Genomic DNA, 19282 nt, shown 5'->3' with positions numbered 1-19282 from the left:
AGCGTCAGTCGGGCGACGTGCGTTCCGGCCGGCGTGTTGCCGCGCCCGCGACGTTGGCGACGCCCGGGCTCAAATACCGCTGTTTTGGCGGTGCCGTACCGGTCACGCTGCCGGCGTCGGCGGCATGCGCCGAGCAGACTTGCGCCAAAAATGCGGCCAGGGCCGCGAGCGTTCGAATCATGTTCGAGGTCCGTGTGCAGGAAAAGGTTCGGGATTCTACGCAATCTCCGGTGCATGTCCGTAGCGATCGGAGCGACTGCGATCGTGTGTCGCAAGTCACCGTGATGGCGCGATGATGAATGGAACAGGATAACGAACGGTTTTGCAGGCGCACGGCGGAATTCATTTACAAAGTAATCAAGCGTACTTACGATGACGCCAATCTGGGCTAGCGGAACTTCGTATGCGTACGGTCGATCGGGCGATGCTTGCTGCGCTCTGCCTTTGGCTGGCTGCATGCGGCGGCGGTGACGGCAGCGCGGCTCCGGCATCGCAAACCGTTGCGGGCACATCGACATCACCCGTCGCTCCCGCCGGCGCCGCATCCGGCGCATCGGCTGCATCGACGAATTCCGGCAGCCCGGCACCGACCGCTGCGCCGGCCGGTTCCGCGTCCGGCACGACGCTTCTGCCGTCCAGTGGCGCCAAACCGATTCTGGTCGCCGATGTGACGGTCTCCCCGGCTGCCGACGGCAGCGACCAGGCCGACGCGTTGCAGAAGGCATTCGACAGCCTGCGTGCCGGCCAGCGCCTCGTCATCGCGCCGGGCCGCTACGTCGTCGGGCATTCGCTTGCCGTGACGGTGCCGCAGGCGGTGATCTCGGGATACGGCGCGACGCTGGCCGCGACGAATCCCGCCGACCAGACGATCGTGATGAGCGGCGCCGGCTCGACGCTCGTCGGCGTGACGCTGGCCGGCACCGGCACCACGCGGCTCACGACGCCCGAGTCGACCAAGGTCGAGGTGACGGGCTCGGAGGTTCAGGTGCTCGGGGTGACGATCCAGGGCGGCGCGAGCGCCGGGATCTTCGTGTTCGGCGGCAACGGTATCGCGATCGTGGGCAATACCGTGCGGGCGACGCTGGCCGACGGCATCCATACGACCTACGGGTCGACCAACGTGCTGGTGCAGAACAATACGGTGACCGGCACCGGCGACGATCTGATCGCCGTGGTCAGCTATCTCGGCGACGGTCGCCTGAGCAGCAACGTGCTGATCGACCATAACGCGGTATCGGGCAATTCTTGGGGGCGCGGCATCACCGTTGTCGGCGGGCAGGCGGTGACGATCTCGAGCAATACGGTCGACGGCGTCGAGAAGGCGGCGGGGATTCTCGTCGCGCAGGAGGACAGCTGGAAAACCTACGGGTCTTCGAACGTCGTCATCACGGGCAATACCGTGACCAACATTCAGAACGCGAACGTGAACAACGGATTGCAGCCGACGCAGCAGGGCGCGATCGAGCTGGATACGTGGTCGGGAGCCGTGTCGGATGTCACGGTGGCGAACAACCGCGTGTCGGGTTCCGGATATGCGGGGTTCCGGGCGTACGGAAACGTGTGTTCGTTCAGCGTGACGGGCAACACGTTCTCGTCGATCGCCGGGTTGCCGGTCTCGTTGCTGACGAACGGCTGCGTGTCGAACCAGATCGTCGTCGATGCGAACCGGCTCGCGGACGGCAGTGTGCTGGCGCTGCCGGCGGGGGCGTCGTCGACGGGGACGTTCGCCGTGACGGGCGCGAATGCGAGTCTGATGCCGCAGGTCAGGACGGGGTTGATGCAGTGACGGGGCGGTCTGGGCTCAGGCCTGGCGGCCATTGGCTGGCACAGCACGACATACGCGGCTTCCGCGGAACACGCGGCCAGGCGTGAGCGTGGACACCCGACGTTCGGACGCTGTGCGTGCCGACGGCGCGATTTTCAGGCTGAGGCGGAATTTCGGGAAATTGCTGGTCCCGACAGAATTCATATCGCTAAGCTGCATAGGCTTCTCGGTCGACGATGTTCCAGATATACCAACAAAAATACCAACAAACGCATTGGTGCAGAGTCGACCAGTCGAAAAGGGGCGCTGCGCGTACCTGTATCGTGCCGGAGGAATCGCAAATATCTGGAGATTTGGAGACAAACACCCGTTTCGGCTTGTGAGCCTTGTCTGGCAAGGCTGCGGTTATCTCCAAGTCTATCTCCAAAACACACATTTTCTTGGAGATAGTGTTGGAGACATGTGACAGGTCATGCGGGGGCCAGTCCGTCTCTTCGTGAACTGCCTCTGCATCTGGAACTATCCGCGCACAGAATTGCCCCGCGCGCGGCTTACCCCGCGTGCTGTTAAATTTGTTGTAGATTGCCTCCGTTTTGAACAAGATGTAGCGCTATAGAATCGAAGCGATACGCGGCATTGCCGAATGCCCAAAAATTAAACGATACGGGGAGCACAGATATGGAAGATGCGAAATCAGTGGCTAACATGGACGACCAAAGTGGCTTTTTTGCATTTCTGTTCAATGCTGATCATCTTATTTTTGACGGGGAAAACTACGCTCATGCCTCGGAACAACGCTTTCTGGAGTCGCTCGCGAGAAGTGAAGGAGCCGGGTTTCGCCGAATGAGGGTGAGGCGTGGGGATGTCAGTCCACATCGTCTGGCCTCCAGAGCGACGCATCTTTCTATTCCACGTGTTAGTGGAGAAGGGAAACGAGGAAATCTTTCTATCTCGACCACATACGGAACGGATATCCGTGCCTTGAAAGTCTTGATAGGTGATTTTGCTGACTCCCTCAAGAGCGGATGGTATACCGTCGATCTTGTTGATTTTCCGAGACAGCTTGGTTCGACCAATGTGTTTTGCTTGACCTCGTACCCTATGCCGCTGTCAATTGCTCAAAGCGTTGATGCTGAATTGAAGTCTTTTTCTCCGTATATTGGTGCGGCGGAGTTGGATGTTGATAATCCACTTCATCTGTTGTTATTCAAGTCATTGCTTGATTGTGTTTATTTTGAAGGGCGTGATATTTATCGTTCTCGGTGGGAAACTGACGAGGGTGTGTGCGAATTTGGTACTAATGCTGACGATTATTTTACGGTATCCGATTTATCGTATATTGATTTTCAGCGCGCGGCCCCGAATCTTCCTAGGTCGGATGGATTATCCCGCCGAGGCAAGACTACGTCTACGAGATTGGCGAGCGTCATGAGACCATCGCATTTCGAGGAGGTGGCGCAGAAGCTTATTGCACTTCCGCGTGACATCGCTAACGAAATGGAGATCGATTTCGAGATACGCTCAAGTTCCGAGGAGCAATTGCGTGTTCCGGTTGGGAAGCTACTTGGTTATTCGTTGAATAATGAACACGAAAAGGGAAGGCATAAGGCACGCCTATTTTCTGATCTTTTGTGCATTCAACGTGATCATTGGCGTTATCTTGCCTATCAGCTGGTGGATGGGCTTAAGGCGGCTGAGCTAGAAAATATTCGTTTAACAGAGTATGGCGTGCAGTACAGTGCTCGGATTCAAGTGATTGGTCTAAACCGAAATATATGCACAGTGCAAACCGGGTGGATTATCCGAAGGGGCGAGCCTGCGCAATTGACGACTGCATATCCAGCTGAGAAGCATCTGCAACTAAAAGGCGTCGCGGTAATTCCTCCATTTGTCGATGAGAGCGTAAAAGGACCAGATAGGTGGCGGGCTATCTACGACCTTGCAAGTCAAGCTGGGCGTGATGCTGCTATGAATTGTACGCCGACACCAATGAAGCTAGATGGATTCGAGATCGAATTAGAGGGCCTTTGTGGTGGCGCGTATGTTCGACTTGACGGAAGGCGTGCATTTTCGCGATGGATTTTAGCCCAGGGCTATGCTCGGCATGGCTATCCGTCGGGTATTTGCGTTCGTGCTGACGTCAGTAGTCAGTCAGTTGAGAGGGCTGAAGCCTACGCTAACGCGTTTATGCGTGTTATCTGGCTGAATGGAATCGATGGTGCTAGTGTGGTCCGCTATTTATCATAGCGCTGCATTTGCGTCGTCGAGAAGGTGATATTTGGACATTCGACGCTAGGCCGTGTATGTCGGGACCGGACGGATAGTGATATTCGTGGCATGTCTGCGAAGACCCAACGTATCGCCTGCACGCCGTTTCTTGCGGACGGGCGTTCGTCGCGCAAACTGACTTTGGTTGGCGTGGAAGTTACTTCGCGTCACGTACCCGCATGATTGTTTGACGACTTGTGCTGTATCGTCTTGCAAGGCTTGCCACGCTTGCGCCGTTGCTCAATTGTTGGCGAACCTCGTCCTGCTGCGGCTTGGACAGTGCAGATGGCCGTCCCAAGGATTTTCCCTCGGCCCTTGCTCGTGCGATACCGGCTTGAGTTCGTTCGATCAACAAGTCTCGTTCAAATTCGGCTACTGCGTTCAGTACCTGCATCGTCATCCGACCGGCGGCACTGGTCAGGTCCACGCCACCAAGCGCCAGACAATGAATCCGAATGCCGCGATCCGCCAACGTCTCAACAGTAGCGCGGACGTCCATCGCGTTTCGGCCGAGGCGGTCGAGCTTTGTGACGATTAGTACGTCGCCTTCTTCCATCTTCAGGAGCAATTCGGCAAACCCAGGTCGTTGGTCTGCGGCAACGCTACCAGAAATGCTCTCCGTTACAACTCGGCGTTTGTCAACTGAAAAACCGGCCACCTCTATTTCACGAAGTTGATTTGCTGTCGTTTGGTCGGCCGTGCTGACGCGGGCATATGCGAAGGTGCGGGACATGTGGCTTATGGGGTCCAAAAAGGATGTACGAATATTACCTCATGTCCGTATGCTCTTGGGCCTTACTTTCGGACATGACTTTGTACCTATGTTCGTAAGGGTTCTGTTTCGGACACGTGCGCCGAATTGAGGGTCGACGGGCGACAACCGGCGATGACACCGTTCGGAATTACCCAGTCGCGATGCATGTTTTCGAACCAGATCGGCCGATTCCTTCGGCCGACGGCTGTCATTGAGGGAGGAGTAGTTGTTCTTGAGGTGGGTGAACTAAGGACCACAGCGACTCGAATGCCTGGTCGGCATTTCGGGGGATTATGGATTCGTTCGCCAAGCGTTCAAGGTCTTCACAAGTAGCAACGTAGATTCCCTTGCTGGATGCAAGTTCTTCGTCCGTCAGAGCCTCGCGCTTCATAGTTGTGACGACCACTGGCAGTACTTTCAGGTGTGGGTTTCCCGTCTGCTCTAGCTTTTCTAGGAGAGCAGCCGCTCGGGCAAGTAACTTTGACAGCTTGCCATTATTATTGATGGCCCCGGTGGTGCACTCAATAACTGCGACGTTGCCATTCGGACTGACGGCTAGTAGGTCGGCCGCGTCGGTCGTAAAATGACTTGAGAGCGGATTGACGGCGAAGCCGTACATGAACATGAGGTTGCCAACGCCGGCCTCCAGTACTCGTGCGTCTTGTTTATGTGATTTCGCATCAAACAAGGATTTTCTGGTTCCCTCAAGTTCCGGATCGAATACCTCATGCATCGAACGACGGACGTTGGCCGAATTGTCAGGGTCCACAATCCAGCCTTGGTGGATCCACCGATCTTTATACGATGCAAACCCCTGAATAATCGATCCTTTTGGCACCTCGATGTCAACCGAGCCGGCAACCGCGTAATCTCCGTCGTCAGTCCACGTCAATTGGCTTGAATTGAACGATCCGCGCTCAGTTGCTTTCGAATTTGGCGCTTGTACCCGATAACCGAGTCTTGCGAGCGTGCGGTCGACTTCTCTAGCAACGAGGATGGTCAAATGAGCTACGCCATTCTGTATGCGTGCGCGGTCACTCAGATCTACCGCGACGATTCCTTGGGCCGTGACATCAAGCGAGCAGGTGTCCCATCTTAAAGAATACAGATTCAATTCAGCCGCCAGCTCAACGATTGAGTCGTATGGCATCACTCCAGAGCGAAGATCGCTCTGAAATTCAGTTAGACGATTCTGGAAAACGTGAGATCCAGTCGAAATCGATAGCCGTAGCGGATGAGCGAGGGGTGTATAGAAATTGGATGGATATTTTTCAAGATTCACAGAAAAACTATTGTGCGGGGATTCGTGGTTTCCAAATCGCACGCAGCCGACGGGGGTCTCTATGCCTTCGCTTCGCAATGCGGTGATAAGGCCCAGATAGTCGATACCGAGTTCGGATAGGGGTAGGGAACAACCACAAATGCTTGGTGTTTTGACCGTGAGTCCGGGGAGCGGTTGATTTCCCACTGGATGGTTGATGTGCCCTTGAGCAAGCTCTAGGCCGTTTGGTCCATCGATCGCAATAAAGCTGAAGTTTGCATGCTTGTAGGCGTCGGCACACGCTGCATACAGCAACGAGAACTCGTCTAGCTTCTGCTGTTCATGGGGAAGAAATGGCTGCATTTTGGGTCTCTCCGAGTCGAATACGCGTTCCGTTGTGAAAGCGACTGTTTCTTACCGGCCCGTTCGACGCAAGCGGGCTGATGAATCAAGGCGTATGTCCGACAGCACCTCACGGACGCCTGACGTCAATTCTCTTCGCTATGGCAGCACCGCGGTATAGCAAGCGCCCACAGTCTTTCGTCGCTCGCGAAGTCGACGTGCAGACTTGGTCGATAACGTAACAGCTTGTCGACTACGAAGGTCTCGATTCGCCATGCTCTATATGTGAATCGGGGCATTGATACACCGGACTTGCATTCTCGGTTGTCGGCGTCCAGGCCGCTCGCAATCGCTTCTGAGTAGTGTCCCTCGATTGTTGACGATCTTGGTAAAAGCGTCGATCGGCCGTTCTGAGGCATTGATCAAGCTGCGTAGGGAGTCGTGCGAAAATGTGTGCCGTCGAGCCTAGGGCGGCCACCTGAAAACCGGACACCTTCACCGGCTGGCTCGGCGTTCTTCGTGAAGGGCGCATATGAAGGTGCGCGATGAATCTGGATTTTTGCTCTGGAGTGCCTGACGCGATTCGGCAGGCATGCGCCAGTGTGTGCGGTGACGGTACACCGTACCCGGAAGCGAGTATTGCAGCCGCAAGGCGGCTCGTCACGGATGCCCGAATGGAGGCGTTCTACCAGTCCGAATCCCTCGCGTGGACGAACGGACCGAATGCCGATACCGCGTGGCGGCTCTGGTTCGATGCTGCCGTTCTCGCGGCAGAAACTGACGAGGATGAGCGGCGCGAAGCCATCAAGCGGCAACAAGCCAATGTGTCACACCTTGTGCGCGTGCTCGATGAAGCGCGCGAATTGCTCAACGAAATCGAAAAGGACGAGCCGCGTGCGCCCATTTCGTTACCGCTCGAGTTTGCGGATGTGCTGCAGCTTATTGAATCAACGGTCCAAAATCAGGGCATTGTGAACGGCTACGATCGGTCTCGATACGAGATGAATGCACGCCCGCGCCTTGACGAGCTATTTCGCTTCAGCAGCAGTTCTGCCTGCTTTATTCCGTCCGTCGCGCAACTGCTGACGGGATTGTCGGCTGCTGCGTTCACTCTGGAAGCGCAGTTGGAGAGCCGCAAGACGATCCCTTGGCGCGGGCGGCTGGCGGCCGACCAATTGACGTCCCAGAAAAGTAACAAGTACCGGGCCTATATCCGGAGCGTCGATCGGGCAATGTGGGAAGCACGTTTCGAGTACACCGACGAAGATGAAGCCGCGTGTTGGCGGCTTCCTGATTCGTTGCTCGCGATCCAGTGCAAAGTGGCATTGGGTGAGGGCGATCTGGAGGGGTTTGTCGATCGCGTTAGAAAGAATCGGATTGATCTCGATAGCGACGAGTGGTAGGCCGGAAAATTTCTAAATAGAAACGACAAAAAACGCTCCGTTCCTCTGTCCGTTACCGATGCTTATTCTCCCTTCTTGCTATGCCAATGGTGGCGTAGCTATGCATAGGGAGCACAAATGTCCACAAAGAGTACGGCTGCGTCTCACGCCCCGGTCCGATTGCCACTCGACGGATTTTCTCGTTGGGACGATCTGCAACGCTTCATTCCGTTGTCCCGCGAAACCGTACGTCAACGCGAGCTGGAGGGGCGTTTCCCGCGCGCGAGCCGGCTGACGCAGCGTTGCACCGTCTGGTCGAATCGGGAGATCCATCGTTGGATGGCCGATCCGTTGAACTATCGATCCGCTGACGTTGCAAGCGAAGTGACGGAGGGCTCGTAATGGCTGCTGGTCTGACGAGTACTTGCGAACGCGGGATGATGTCGCGCGATGGTGACACGGCCCATATGTGGCTTGATGTTTGCGCGGCATTTGAGGATGCTCGGCAGACATGCGGTGATGCCGAACTGCTTGGCAAGGCCGCGTACCTGGAGCGTGTGTCGGCAGCCCTATGGGCACATGGCGATCGCTCATGCTGCATCTCGGCTATTCAAGCAATGCAGATTGCTCAGCTGATTATCGATCGTCGCGAGCAGTGTGCAGAGCCGCGCGCGGTCTTGGCTAGCGAACTGCACGGTGCGGTGCTGGACTTGGGAGATGCACTGGACACCGCCGGGCGCTCGCACTCCGATCCGGTGGTGCAAAAGATTGACCTGCTAACGGAGCTGCTTTGGTCGCGCGGCGATGACAACCATGCTCGCGCTGCCGTACGCCTGCAACGCATCGCCGTAACGCTGATTCAGAACGGGGTGCGCGTATGAGAGCAGCGCTCTGGCAAAGTCACTTTGCGATGTCGCGGATCGACGATCCACGGTTGGCTTCTCGTTTCGTCACGGGGCACCACATCTCGCGATTTGCACATCAGTGCAGTGCGCAGTATCCTGTGCACGTCGCTGAAACAGCAGCGGCCCGGATTGGCGTCCGGAATCTGAAAACGGCGGACGACCGCCATTGGCGGTATTTTTTCGTCCGCGCGTCAACGCACGCCTTCAATGGTCGGGCCTTGGCGGGGGTGCCTTCGGGCACGCCGGTTTCCGTTTTCGCCGGTACGCCAACTCCGCCATGTGCCCGGCCACCTCAATTGGCGTTGGGAGCCGGGATCGTTTCCACGAAAACGGAAGTCGCACCCAATGCGCCAGCCCTCGCACGCCCGTACCGGGCAGCAATCCCACCTCATTCAATCCATTGTCCGCGCAGCTCTGCGCGACGCGGCAACCGCCAGCACGTATCAGGACGCGCTCGACGCGACCGGTGCAGCACTGGCCGCGATTGCGGCGCTCGTCCGTGCGGAGGTGCGCCATGGCTGAATTGCGCTGCAAGATCGGCGATCTGGCGATCGTCACGAAATGCGATGCGCGCTCGCGCATCGGCATGCTTGTTGAGGTGGCATCGGCTCGTCCGACGCCCGATCACGATTGGCGCGTGCGGATCTTGGGCGGCCCCGTCGCGGGGCGCAACGTCTACGGTCGGCGGTCCGGCGAATTCACGCAGGCAGCCGTCCATGACTGGAACCTCACCCCTATTCGCGGCGAAGCGGAGCTGGATTGCACGATCGATGTCGGCCAACTCCTCGCGTCGATTCTGGGGGTGCGCCATGTCTAAATACCGCCCGCCGAACGAAGTCGCGATGATCGCCATGTGTGCGGCCCATCACTTCGCCCAGCTCGAAGCGCTGTTGGATGCCGTCCGTTCGCATCTCGCAGAGGGCACCTACGAGCGAGCGCTCGTGGACATGGGACAAAGCGTTGCGAGCCGGTATTCGGCCGACATGCGCCGCGCTGCGCAGCCGGAGGTGTGCCATGACTGATCAGCGCATCCGAACCGCGGTTATCAATGGATTCGACAATGCGCCGCCGCTGGATACGGGCGCACCGATCGAGCTGCAATTCGCCGTCGACCTTGGCGCGATCTGCGCCGACGCATGGCTCGACCTGAAAGGCGACGTGCGACTGCACGACTATGCGGCGCATCAAGCTGCCGCGTTCGCGCGCGGCATGGAATCCGCCATGCAGGACGCAGGCGGCGTCGACGTCCATCGCGTGACGATCAGCCGCCAAGCGTTCGCGGCCGGCCTGATGGGGCGCGTGCAACAGCATCTGTTCGCGGCGCTCGGCCTCGTCACGCGCGAGCCGCGCACGACGCACTGAGGGGCGGTCATGGCAAAGACGAACAAGAACGCCGTGCAACCGCTCGCGTCGCACTTCGTGGCCGAGGTGAACCGCCCCGATCGCAACCGCATCGGCACGCGCATCAGCGATGCGATGGAGCTGCTGGACAGCCTGCATTGGGCGGCCGACAAGGCCATGTCCGAGGACGACTACTGGCTTGTGCTGAGCCTGTTCCGCGCGTCGCTGCCGTCGATCGGCGCGGCGCTGGAGGCGGCCAACGACGCTCTTGGCGAGTCGCGGCTCGGCCGCTACGTCTACAGCAACGACGTCACGGCCGGCGGTGCGGTTCTGTCGGTGCCTCGCGCGGCCGGCTGACGCCCGCCAAGGCATCGTCGAATCATTCAATTCTTGGCGCGTCGGGTAGCTGCTTGTCCGATATGGACTACTAATCGGAAGCCGACCGACGCGCGTCCAGTGGGAACCTATGAGTAACGCACCCATGTCCGAATTCGAGCGGGCGAGAGTCGCGCTCGGCTATGTTCCGCCCGACGACCGCGACACGTGGCGTCAGGTGGGAATGGCGCTCAAGGCCGAGTTTGGCGAGGAGGGCTTCGCCCTCTGGAACGAATGGAGCCAAGGCGCGCAGAACTACAACGGCAAGGACGCGCGGGATGTGTGGAAGTCGTTCAAGGGCGGCAAGATCACCATCAACACGCTGTTTCACCTCGCCAAGCTTGGCGGCTTCGATCCGCGCGCGCATCGGGCGAAGCCGGTCGATCCAGCGGAGCGCGAGCGGCAGAAGGCCGAGCGCGCGGCCCGCGAAGCGGCCGAGCTGGCCGAACTGAACGAGAAGCAGCAAGCCGCATCGGTGCTCGCTGAGTCGATCTGGTCGGCGGCCGAGCCCGCGTCGGCCGATCACCCGTACCTCGTTCGCAAGCGCATCCCGGTCGACGCGCTGCGCGTCTATCGCGGCGGCTTGTGCATCGGCACGGCCGCATGCGACGGCGCCCTCGTCATCCCGGCCCGTGACGCGGACGGCAAGCTGTGGACGCTGGAGTTCGTCCTGACGGACGGCCAGAAACGCTATCTGCCGAACGGCCGCAAGGCGGGCTGCTTCTCGTTGATCGGCGGCCCGCTATCTTCCGCGCCGTCCACGCTGCTGATTGGCGAGGGTTACGCCACGTGCGCGACGCTCGCGGCCGCGACGGGCTATCCGGCCGCCGTCGCGTTCGACGCCGGCAACCTGCACGCGGTTGCGACAGCCCTGCGCGGCCAGTATCCGGACGCTCGCATCGTCGTGTGCGCCGACGACGACCACACGACGAAGGGCAATCCGGGCGTGACGAAGGCCCGCGCGGCGGCCGAGGCCGTCGCCGGCATCGTCGCGGTGCCCGACTTCGGTCCGAATCGCCCGGCGAACGGGACCGACTTCAACGACCTGGCTGCGCACGTCGGCCCGGATGCGGTGGCCGCCGCCGTGCGTGCTGCGCTCACGCCGGCCGGCTCGGCTGACGTCGGCAAGGGCAAGGCCGCTCCAGCCGCCGCGAAGCCCGCCAAGCGCCCGAAAACGGCCCGCGCGCAGGACGGCAAATCGCGGTTCGTGGTCGACGACAAGGGCGTGTGGTTTCACGGCTTCAACAATCAAGGCGATCCGCTGCCGCCGCATTGGGTCAGCACGCGTATCGACGTGATTGCGGAGACCCGGAACGAGATGAACAGCGAGTGGGGCTACCTGCTCGAATTCACGGATCGCGACGGCATCCTGAAACGATGGGCGGTGCCGGCCGGCTTGTTTGCCGGTGACGGCACGGAGCTGCGCCGCATGCTGCTCGATATGGGCGTGAAGCTCGGCGTCACGCAGATCGCCCGCACGCAGATCGCCAACTATGTGCAGATGGCGCAACCGGACGAGCGCGTGCGCTGCGTGCCGCGCGTCGGCTGGCATCACGGTGCGTTCGTGCTGCCCGATCGCGTCATCGGCACTGGCAAAGAGGCGCTGATCTATCAGGCCGATACGCCAATCCAGAGTCAGTTTAAGGAGCGCGGGACGCTGGACGACTGGCAACGCGAGGTCGCGGCCTACTGCGTCGGCAACAGCCGGCTACTGTTCTGCGTCGCTACCGCCTTCGCTGGTCCGCTGCTGCACTTCTCCGGGCTCCAGTCGGGCGGGTTTCACCTGCTCGGCACGACGTCCAAGGGCAAGTCGACGGGCGGCGTCATCGCCGCGTCCGTGTTTGGCTCGCCGGACTACGTGCGGAGCTGGAAGGCGACCGACAACGCGCTCGAAGCCGTCGCCACGCAGCATAGCGACGCGCTGCTGATCCTCGACGAAATCGGGCAGGTCGAGCCGCGTTTGGTTGGCGATGTGATCTACATGCTTGCAAACGAGTCGGGCAAGGCCCGTGCGTCGCGTAGCGGCTCGGCCAAGCCGGTACTCACGTGGCGGCTGCTGTTCCTGTCGAACGGCGAAAAGAGCGTGTCCGCGCTGATGGCCGAGGGCAACAAGCCGATGAAAGGCGGTATCGAGGTGCGCTTGCCTGCGATCCCGGCGGAAGTTGGCGAAATGGGCGTCGTGGAGAATCTTCACGGCTTCCCGACGCCGGCCGCGTTGATCGAGCATCTAGAGCGGCACGCCGGCATGCACTACGGCACGGCCGGCCCCGCGTTCATCGAGTGGGCGTCGTCGCAGGCCGGCGAGCTGGCGGAGCATCTGCGCATGCGCGTCGACGAGCTGGTCGGGCAATGGGTGCCGGACGGTTCGCATTCGCAGGTCGCGCGCGTCGCTAAGCGGTTCTGCCTCGTTGCGGTGGCTGGCGAGCTGGCGACGGCGCACGGGCTGACCGGCTGGCCGCAGGGCGAAGCGGTCGAGGCCGCGCGTCGCTGCTTCGAGGGCTGGCTCGAACTGCGCGGTGGCACCGGCAACTCGGACGAGGCGGAAGCCGTGCGGCAGGTTCAGCATTTCCTCGCGGCACACGGCGACAACCGTTTCGTGTGGATGAACCGGGCGCAGGACGACCATCGTCCGAACGTACCGCATCGAGCGGGTTTCAAGCAGCACGTGAAGCGCGACGAGCGCCGCACGCCCATCGCCTCCGATCGCGAGTATTACGCTGAGTTCGGCGGCAAGATGAGCGCCGACGATGCCGAAAGCGTCGAGACGGAGTACCTGATCGAAGCGGCCGTGTTCCGCAAGGACGTGTGCGCCGGCTTCGACCATAAGATCGTCGCCAAGGCACTGATGAAGCGGGGCGTGCTGATGCCGCGTAGCGACGGCTACCCGTACCGGCAGGAGTACATTCCCGGTCACGGCAAGTTCATGGTCTACCGTGTGCTGCCGTCGATCTTCACACTCGAACTGTGAAAGACGCCGCCGCCGTCCGGTAGGGCGGTGGCGGGCATTCCTTTGCGCGGCATTTTTGGCCCGTGCGTCAAAGTCACTTTGGGCGATTCGTGCCAGACGGAACCGGGCCGGCGTTGGCCGCGAATCTTGCCGTAGCCGTAACAATCCGGGCTCGTTTATCTCCAGTATCTCCAGCGCTCTCCAAATCGTTTGGAGACATGCAAAGCCTTACCCCATAAGCCTTTGCGGCCGATTCAGGCCATTATCTCCAAATCTCCAACTCGTTTTGCACTGAGCGGACAGGTGTCGACCGACTGTATCGACCGCGAAGCTTGACGGGGCTTGGCCCTCCGGGATTCGAGAGGCGTCGAAACCGTGTTTTCGAGGGGGGTGTTCGCGATGCACGCCGATCGGGCATTGTTACGTTGGCCGCAAGTGTCGGGGGGAGCAAGGGACCCTGTAGCGGGGTCAATATGCGGGGGCTCACACCCGCGTCTTTTCTCTACTGACGACGGAAACAAGGGGGGCACATAATAATAAAGGGCCAAATCATTCGCTCGCCCGATGCGTAGATTGTTTCCGTATTACTGGTGGGGGACGCTCGGAAGGGGGGCATAGCCGTGCAAGGAAGGTCTCGACGAAACGCCGCCTGTCCGCTGGCCGGGCGGATTGAGCTTGGCACAATGTCCCGCGACGCTGAGCACCTGCGGCGTAACAGAGGATCATCGGGAGCTTCGGGGATGCGATGAAGCCGTTCGCACTTGGCCGTAGGCGGTCTTTGGACAGGCGCAAACATATCGTTGACAATCCCGACGTCTACATCGGCGGTATGCCCCTTAAACTTCTTCTCAAACCATGCACGCCACCTCACACAACATCGCAAGCCTGTTTCTCGCCTTCGCAGTTCTGGCCGTTGCAATACTTCGATGGATTCGCTGGCGCGACGCGAAGACTCAGGGGCTGAGTCCAGCGCAGTTTGCAGTAGCGAACGGGGCTACATCGCAGAAACTGCGATCGACGGGGAAGCAGATGCGCTGGATTGCTTGGCTATTGATCGCCTTTCCCTTTGTGCTTGGCGTACTGATGGCAGCTCACCATAAAGGTACCGGCAGTTTGTTGGCAGCTGAGATAGGTGCCTTTGTGTTCAGCTTTGGGATTCTTGGACTGGTCTTTTTGTGGGTCGCAAGGAAAAACGATGAGCTTGCCCGCCAGATAGAAATGCTTCCGTGAGAGCCGGTGTTTGAAGCGGGGGTGTTGGTACGCTAACGGGCTGACGCTATACGGATGACCTCTGCCCCCGCCTTGAGGTGGTCGAGGTGATCACCCCATACCTGCATCATTCGCCTGCGCTCCGGCAGATATTCGGCGTGGACGTAGGCGGCTGTCACCTGATTGCGTTCGGCGTGTGCCATCTGGCGCTCTACAACGTCCCGCCCGAAGCCGAGTTCACGCAGAGCTGTCGCCGCCAGCCCGCGAAACCCGTGCCCCGTCATCCGCGACTTGTAGCCCATGCGATAGAGCGCATAGAGCATCGTGTTGTTTGAAATGTGGCTCCGGCCTTGCACGCTGTAGAACACGAATCGATGCTGGCCGTTGAGCGCGCGGAGCTGGGCGAGTACGTCAAGTGCCTGCCGCGATAGAGGCACGATGTGCGGGTCGCGCATCTTCATGCGTTCCGGTGGCACGCGCCATTCTGCGGCGGCCTCGTCAAACTCCGACCACTCCGCACGGATCATTTCCGTTGTCCGCACGAAGGTCAGTGCCATCAGGCGGAGCGCGAGCCGCGTGACTAGGTCGCCTTGGTAAGCGTCGATGTCGCGCATGAGCTGCGGAATCTCCGTCGCCTTGACTCGGGCCATGTGCTGCACGCCCGGCCCCTTCTTCAAGACCGTCTGCGCGTCGATGTCGGCCGCCGGATTCCTGGGGCATCGCCCGGTCATGATCCCGTACTGGAAGACCGCGCGAGAGCGCTGGAGGATCCGCTTCGCCGTCTCGCGCACGCCGCGTGCCTCGACCTCGCGAACAATGCTGAGCATCTGCGGCGAATCGATCTCCGCGATCGGGCGAGGGCCGATCTTCGGGAACACGTCGACCTCAAGCGAATTCAGCACCTTCTCCGCGTAGCCGTCGCTCCAGCCCGGACGCTGAGAGTCGAACCACTCGCGGGCTACCGCTTCGAACGAGTTGGCCGCCGCGATCTCGGCGGCCCGTCTGGCTTCCTTCTTCGCCTCGCCCGGATCGATGCCGGCCACGATCTGCTCGCGGGCCTCGTCGCGCTTCTTCCGTGCCGTCGCGAGCGTGACGGCCGGATAAACGCCGAGGGCGAGCGTTTTCTGCTTGCCAAGGAAGCGGTAGGACAAGCGCCAGTACTTCGCGCCGTTCGGTTGGACGAGCAAGAACATCCCGTTGCCGTCCGAGAGTTTGTATGGTGCCGCGCTGGCCTTCGCGTTCCGCACCTGTATGTCAGTGAGAGGCATTGTTGGTATCTGTGTTGTTGGTATCCGCTGATACCAACAAAAATACCAACACTTTCTCCGGCTGTCACTGAGCAACCTTGGGTAACGATGGGCGCGAGAAGGCCGCCAGACGGGCTTGAGCGGGGAGTTTCTTGTGAATCTTGGGGGAGGTTTGGGGCTTGGCTGGTCCCCCCGACAGGAATCGAACCTGTATCTAGCGCTTAGGAGGCGCTTGTTCTATCCATTGAACTACGGGGAGAGCCATGTCCGCGATTTCGCGTGCGGAAGACGCGACCGGGACGGCGATGTGGACAGCGCGCAGAGTATAGCAAACGCGACGCGCATCGGCGGACGGAATGCGTGCCGATACGTGCCGCGCGCGCCCGGTCGTGTCCGAAAAAGCCGAATCAGAAATCGACGACGACGAAATCTTCCTTGCCCACGTCGCACAGCGGGCAGCGCCAGTCGGCGGGAATGTCGGCGAAACGGGTGCCGGCGGGGATGCCCTCGTCGGGCAGGCCTTCCGCTTCGTTGTAGACCCACCCGCAAATCAGGCAGACCCAGCTCTGGTATTCGGTTACTTCGCTCATGTGGCGCTCGGGATGATGAAAGTCGGTGACGCCGTCCGCGGCGTGGCCGGCGGACGAAAGGCGCAATGGTACCGGAATTTCGCCGAACGCCTCCGCAACGTCGTTTTAAACGTACGCATCGCGAACAACGGCCGTCATCGCGCGGGCCGGGCACGCAGTGTATGCTTCGTGAGCCTTTCAAATCTGAAGGAGAAAAACGATGCTCAACAAGAAGAAATGGATCGCGGGTGTGGTTTGTGTCGCGGCGCTGGCCGCGTCGACGCTCGCGCGTGCCGAGGCGCGCGTGTACTTCGCCGAGCCGAAGGATGGTGCGACGGTGTCGAGCCCCGTGCACGTGAAGTTCGGCCTTGAAGGGATGGAACTCAAGCCGGCCGGCGACATGACGCCGGACACGGGCCATCATCACCTGCTGGTCGATGGCAAGCCGGTGCCGAAGGGCGACGTGATCCCTGCCACCGACCATTCGCTGCACTTCGGCAAGGGCCAGACCGAAACCGACCTGAAGCTGCCGCCCGGCCAGCACACGCTGACGCTGCAGCTCGGCGAAGGCGCGCACCGTTCGTACGGTCCCGAGCTGAGCTCGACGATCACGGTCAACGTGAAGTAATCGCGCGTTCCGCCTGCGGGCGCCCGGCCGGGAAACGGCGGCCGGATGCCCGCCGCCGGCCCCCCGTGACGTCGAAGCACGCGATGCCGGCCCCGTCCGCCGAGCGCGCGCCGTCATGCCACCGCAGCAAAAACGCAGCGCTGACGCAACGCTTAAGCAGCACAAAATGATTCGCCCTCCGGCCTAGTCCATCCGGCCATCCCGGCGCAGGCGTCCGCCACCGGTACAATGGGCGCTTCCGATTTCTCTCTTCGCCGTCTCCCCATGTCGCTTTATTCCATTACCGGCGCGCAACTCGCGTTCGGTCACGTCGCGTTGCTCGATCACGCGGACTTCTCGCTGGAGGCCGGCGAGCGCGTCGGCCTGATCGGTCGCAACGGCGCGGGCAAGTCGTCGCTGCTGAAGATCGTCGCCGGGCTCGCGAAGCCCGATGACGGGCTGATTACGCGCCAGCAGGAGCTCGTGACCGTCTATGTGCCGCAGGAGCCCGAATTCGAACCCGGCGCGACCGTGTTCGACGCCGTGGCATCGGGGCTCACGCACACGCGCGAAGTGCTCGAAGAATACGATTCGATCGCGCATCGCCTCGCGGAAACACCGGAAGGCGCCGAACACGACGCGCTGCTCGCGCGGATGAACGCGCTGCAGTCGTCGCTCGATGCGCACGACGCATGGAACTGGCGCACGCGCGTATCGATGACGCTCGCGCAGATCGGCCTGACCGACGGCGACGCGCAGGTCGACGCATTGTCGGGCGGGATGCAGAAGCGCGTCGCGCTGGCGCGCGCGCTGGTGCTGCAGCCCGACGTGCTGCTGCTCGACGAACCGACCAACCACCTCGACTTCGACGGCATCCGCTGGCTGGAAGAACTGCTGGTCGCGCAGCGTGCGGGCCTGTTGTTCATCACGCACGATCGCGCGTTCCTCGACCGCGTCGCGACCCGCATCGTCGAGCTCGATCGCGGCCGGCTGCTGTCGTATCCGGGCAATTTCTCCGCGTACCAGACGCGCAAGGCGCAGCAGCTCGAAGTCGAGCGCGTGGAAAACGAGAAGTTCGACAAGCTGCTCGCGCAGGAAGAAGTGTGGATCCGCAAGGGCGTCGAGGCGCGCCGCACGCGCAGCGTCGGCCGCATCGCGCGGCTGGTGCAGATGCGCAACGAGCGCGCGGAGCGCCGCAATTCGCAGGGCAACGTGAAGCTCGACGTCGCGCAGGGCGAGAAGTCGGGCAAGATCGTCGCAGAACTGACGGACGTGACGAAGCGCTACGGCGATCGCACGGTCGTCGACACCTTCTCGACGACCGTGATGCGCGGCGACAAGATCGGCTTCGTCGGCCCGAACGGCGCCGGCAAGACCACGCTGCTCAAGCTGATCCTCGGCGAACTGAAGCCCGACGCGGGCACGGTCCGGACCGGCACGAACCTGCAGGTCGCGTATTTCGACCAGATGCGCGCGCAGCTCGACCAGGAAAAGAGCCTGGCCGACACCATCAGCCCCGGTAGCGAATGGGTCGAGATCGGCGGCGTGCGCAAGCACGTAATGAGCTATCTCGGCGACTTCCTGTTCGCGCCGGAGCGTGCGCGCTCGCCGGTGAAGTCGCTGTCGGGCGGCGAGCGCAACCGGTTGCTGCTCGCGCGCCTGTTCGCGCGTCCGGCCAACGTGCTGGTGCTCGACGAACCGACCAACGACCTCGACATCCCGACGCTCGAACTGCTCGAAGAGCTGCTGGCCGACTACGACGGCACGGTGCTGCTCGTCAGCCACGATCGCGCGTTCCTCGACAACGTCGTGACATCGGTGATCGCGGCCGAAGGCGACGGCAAGTGGCGCGAATACGTCGGCGGGTTCACCGACTGGCAGATCCAGAGCGAGCGTTCGCAGCAGCTCGCGCAGCAGGAAGCGGCGAAGCGCGCGGTGAAGGAAGCGGCGCCGGTCAAGGAAGACGCGGCGAAAGGCGCGGCCGGCCGCAACGCGCAGCGCACGGTGAAGCTGTCGTTCAACGAGCAGCGCGAACTCGATGCGCTGCCCGAGAAGATCGCGGCGCTCGAGGAAGAACAGAAGACGATCAACGCGCAACTCGAAGATGGCTCGATCTTCGCGAAGGATCCGCAGGAAGGCACGCGCCTGACCGAGCGGTTCGCGGCGATCGACGACGAGCTCCTCGCCGCGCTCGAGCGGTGGGAGACGCTCGAGGCAAAGCGCAAGCCGGTCTGACGCACCGCGCGTGGCGGCCTGGCGCGTCGGAGCGCCGGCCGGGCGGCCGGCAGCGCCGTGCGACGATCTTGCGAC

Annotated in this window: 19 protein-coding genes and 1 tRNA gene; 14 read left to right on the top strand and 6 right to left on the bottom strand. The window is 61.2% G+C overall.

From position 1 onward, the window contains the following. Positions 1-4: 4 nt before the first annotated feature. A complete protein-coding gene (locus tag U4Z31_RS18785) occupies positions 5-181 on the bottom strand; it encodes a hypothetical protein (protein WP_321811041.1) in 177 nt (58 codons plus the stop codon). A gap of 486 nt (positions 182-667) precedes the next feature. On the opposite strand from U4Z31_RS18785, the gene U4Z31_RS18780 reads away from it, so the two are divergent. Further along, a complete protein-coding gene (locus U4Z31_RS18780) occupies positions 668-1786 on the top strand; it encodes a right-handed parallel beta-helix repeat-containing protein (protein WP_415750290.1) in 1119 nt (372 codons plus the stop codon). A gap of 657 nt (positions 1787-2443) precedes the next feature. Then, positions 2444-4012 (top strand): DUF6883 domain-containing protein, encoded by a 1569-nt coding sequence (locus U4Z31_RS18775; protein WP_321811040.1) that lies wholly within the window; start codon positions 2444-2446, stop codon positions 4010-4012. Positions 4013-4190: 178 nt separating this feature from the next. Here U4Z31_RS18775 and U4Z31_RS18770 read toward each other — a convergent pair whose 3' ends face one another. Together U4Z31_RS18770 and U4Z31_RS18765 are read right to left on the bottom strand one after the other, a co-directional pair. Continuing rightward, positions 4191-4766 (bottom strand): recombinase family protein, encoded by a 576-nt coding sequence (locus U4Z31_RS18770; protein WP_321811039.1) that lies wholly within the window; start codon positions 4764-4766, stop codon positions 4191-4193. A 229-nt stretch (positions 4767-4995) separates the two neighbouring features. Further along, complete coding sequence (locus U4Z31_RS18765; RefSeq protein WP_321811038.1) at positions 4996-6411, bottom strand: hypothetical protein; 1416 nt, start codon at positions 6409-6411, stop codon at positions 4996-4998. 653 nt (positions 6412-7064) lie between these two features. On the opposite strand from U4Z31_RS18765, the gene U4Z31_RS18760 reads away from it, so the two are divergent. From U4Z31_RS18760 to U4Z31_RS18715, 10 genes are all read left to right on the top strand, one after another. Continuing rightward, the gene (locus tag U4Z31_RS18760; protein WP_321811037.1) at positions 7065-7793 is read left to right on the top strand and encodes a hypothetical protein; all 729 of its coding nucleotides are present in this window, start codon (positions 7065-7067) and stop codon (positions 7791-7793) included. Between the two features lie 117 nt (positions 7794-7910). After that, on the top strand, positions 7911-8174 hold the full coding sequence (locus U4Z31_RS18755) for a helix-turn-helix transcriptional regulator (protein ID WP_321811036.1): 264 nt from the start codon (positions 7911-7913) through the stop codon (positions 8172-8174). Beyond that, a complete protein-coding gene (locus U4Z31_RS18750; RefSeq protein ID WP_321811035.1) occupies positions 8174-8653 on the top strand; it encodes a hypothetical protein in 480 nt (159 codons plus the stop codon). Before U4Z31_RS18755 ends, U4Z31_RS18750 begins: the two co-directional genes overlap by 1 nt. 369 nt (positions 8654-9022) lie before the next feature. After that, positions 9023-9199, top strand: coding sequence for a hypothetical protein (locus U4Z31_RS18745; RefSeq protein ID WP_009964272.1), 177 nt, complete (start codon positions 9023-9025; stop codon positions 9197-9199). After that, a complete protein-coding gene (locus U4Z31_RS18740; RefSeq protein WP_321811034.1) occupies positions 9192-9494 on the top strand; it encodes a hypothetical protein in 303 nt (100 codons plus the stop codon). Before U4Z31_RS18745 ends, U4Z31_RS18740 begins: the two co-directional genes overlap by 8 nt. Further along, positions 9487-9699, top strand: coding sequence for a hypothetical protein (locus tag U4Z31_RS18735; RefSeq protein ID WP_321811033.1), 213 nt, complete (start codon positions 9487-9489; stop codon positions 9697-9699). Before U4Z31_RS18740 ends, U4Z31_RS18735 begins: the two co-directional genes overlap by 8 nt. Next, complete coding sequence (locus tag U4Z31_RS18730) at positions 9692-10039, top strand: hypothetical protein (RefSeq protein ID WP_321811032.1); 348 nt, start codon at positions 9692-9694, stop codon at positions 10037-10039. The genes U4Z31_RS18735 and U4Z31_RS18730 overlap by 8 nt, the downstream gene beginning before the upstream one ends. Positions 10040-10048: 9 nt before the next feature. Next, on the top strand, positions 10049-10375 hold the full coding sequence (locus tag U4Z31_RS18725; RefSeq protein ID WP_059488238.1) for a hypothetical protein: 327 nt from the start codon (positions 10049-10051) through the stop codon (positions 10373-10375). A gap of 124 nt (positions 10376-10499) precedes the next feature. Further along, positions 10500-13361 carry a DUF927 domain-containing protein gene (locus U4Z31_RS18720; protein WP_321811031.1) on the top strand — a complete coding sequence of 954 codons (2862 nt, stop codon included), beginning with the start codon at positions 10500-10502 and terminating at the stop codon, positions 13359-13361. A 1008-nt stretch (positions 13362-14369) separates the two neighbouring features. Beyond that, complete coding sequence (locus tag U4Z31_RS18715; protein ID WP_321811030.1) at positions 14370-14570, top strand: hypothetical protein; 201 nt, start codon at positions 14370-14372, stop codon at positions 14568-14570. Between the two features lie 32 nt (positions 14571-14602). Here U4Z31_RS18715 and U4Z31_RS18710 read toward each other — a convergent pair whose 3' ends face one another. The 3 genes from U4Z31_RS18710 to U4Z31_RS18700 all read right to left on the bottom strand — a co-directional run bounded on the left by U4Z31_RS18710 (position 14603) and on the right by U4Z31_RS18700 (position 16386). Continuing rightward, a complete protein-coding gene (locus U4Z31_RS18710; protein WP_321811029.1) occupies positions 14603-15817 on the bottom strand; it encodes a tyrosine-type recombinase/integrase in 1215 nt (404 codons plus the stop codon). Between the two features lie 163 nt (positions 15818-15980). After that, positions 15981-16055: transfer RNA gene (locus U4Z31_RS18705), tRNA-Arg, on the bottom strand. A 148-nt stretch (positions 16056-16203) separates the two neighbouring features. Beyond that, positions 16204-16386, bottom strand: coding sequence for a rubredoxin (locus tag U4Z31_RS18700; RefSeq protein ID WP_006478164.1), 183 nt, complete (start codon positions 16384-16386; stop codon positions 16204-16206). A 199-nt stretch (positions 16387-16585) separates the two neighbouring features. Here U4Z31_RS18700 and U4Z31_RS18695 point away from each other — a divergent pair, with 199 nt between their 5' ends. After that, the gene (locus tag U4Z31_RS18695) at positions 16586-16993 is read left to right on the top strand and encodes a DUF4399 domain-containing protein (RefSeq protein WP_124487169.1); all 408 of its coding nucleotides are present in this window, start codon (positions 16586-16588) and stop codon (positions 16991-16993) included. A gap of 228 nt (positions 16994-17221) precedes the next feature. Further along, the gene (locus tag U4Z31_RS18690) at positions 17222-19207 is read left to right on the top strand and encodes an ATP-binding cassette domain-containing protein (RefSeq protein WP_185500430.1); all 1986 of its coding nucleotides are present in this window, start codon (positions 17222-17224) and stop codon (positions 19205-19207) included. Positions 19208-19282: the final 75 nt, after the last annotated feature.

The organism is Burkholderia sp. BCC1985 (genome assembly GCF_905339915.1).
Lineage (GTDB): Bacteria > Pseudomonadota > Gammaproteobacteria > Burkholderiales > Burkholderiaceae > Burkholderia.
Note: the sequence above shows the minus strand (reverse complement) of the source record. Positions and strands in the feature narration are given on the sequence as shown.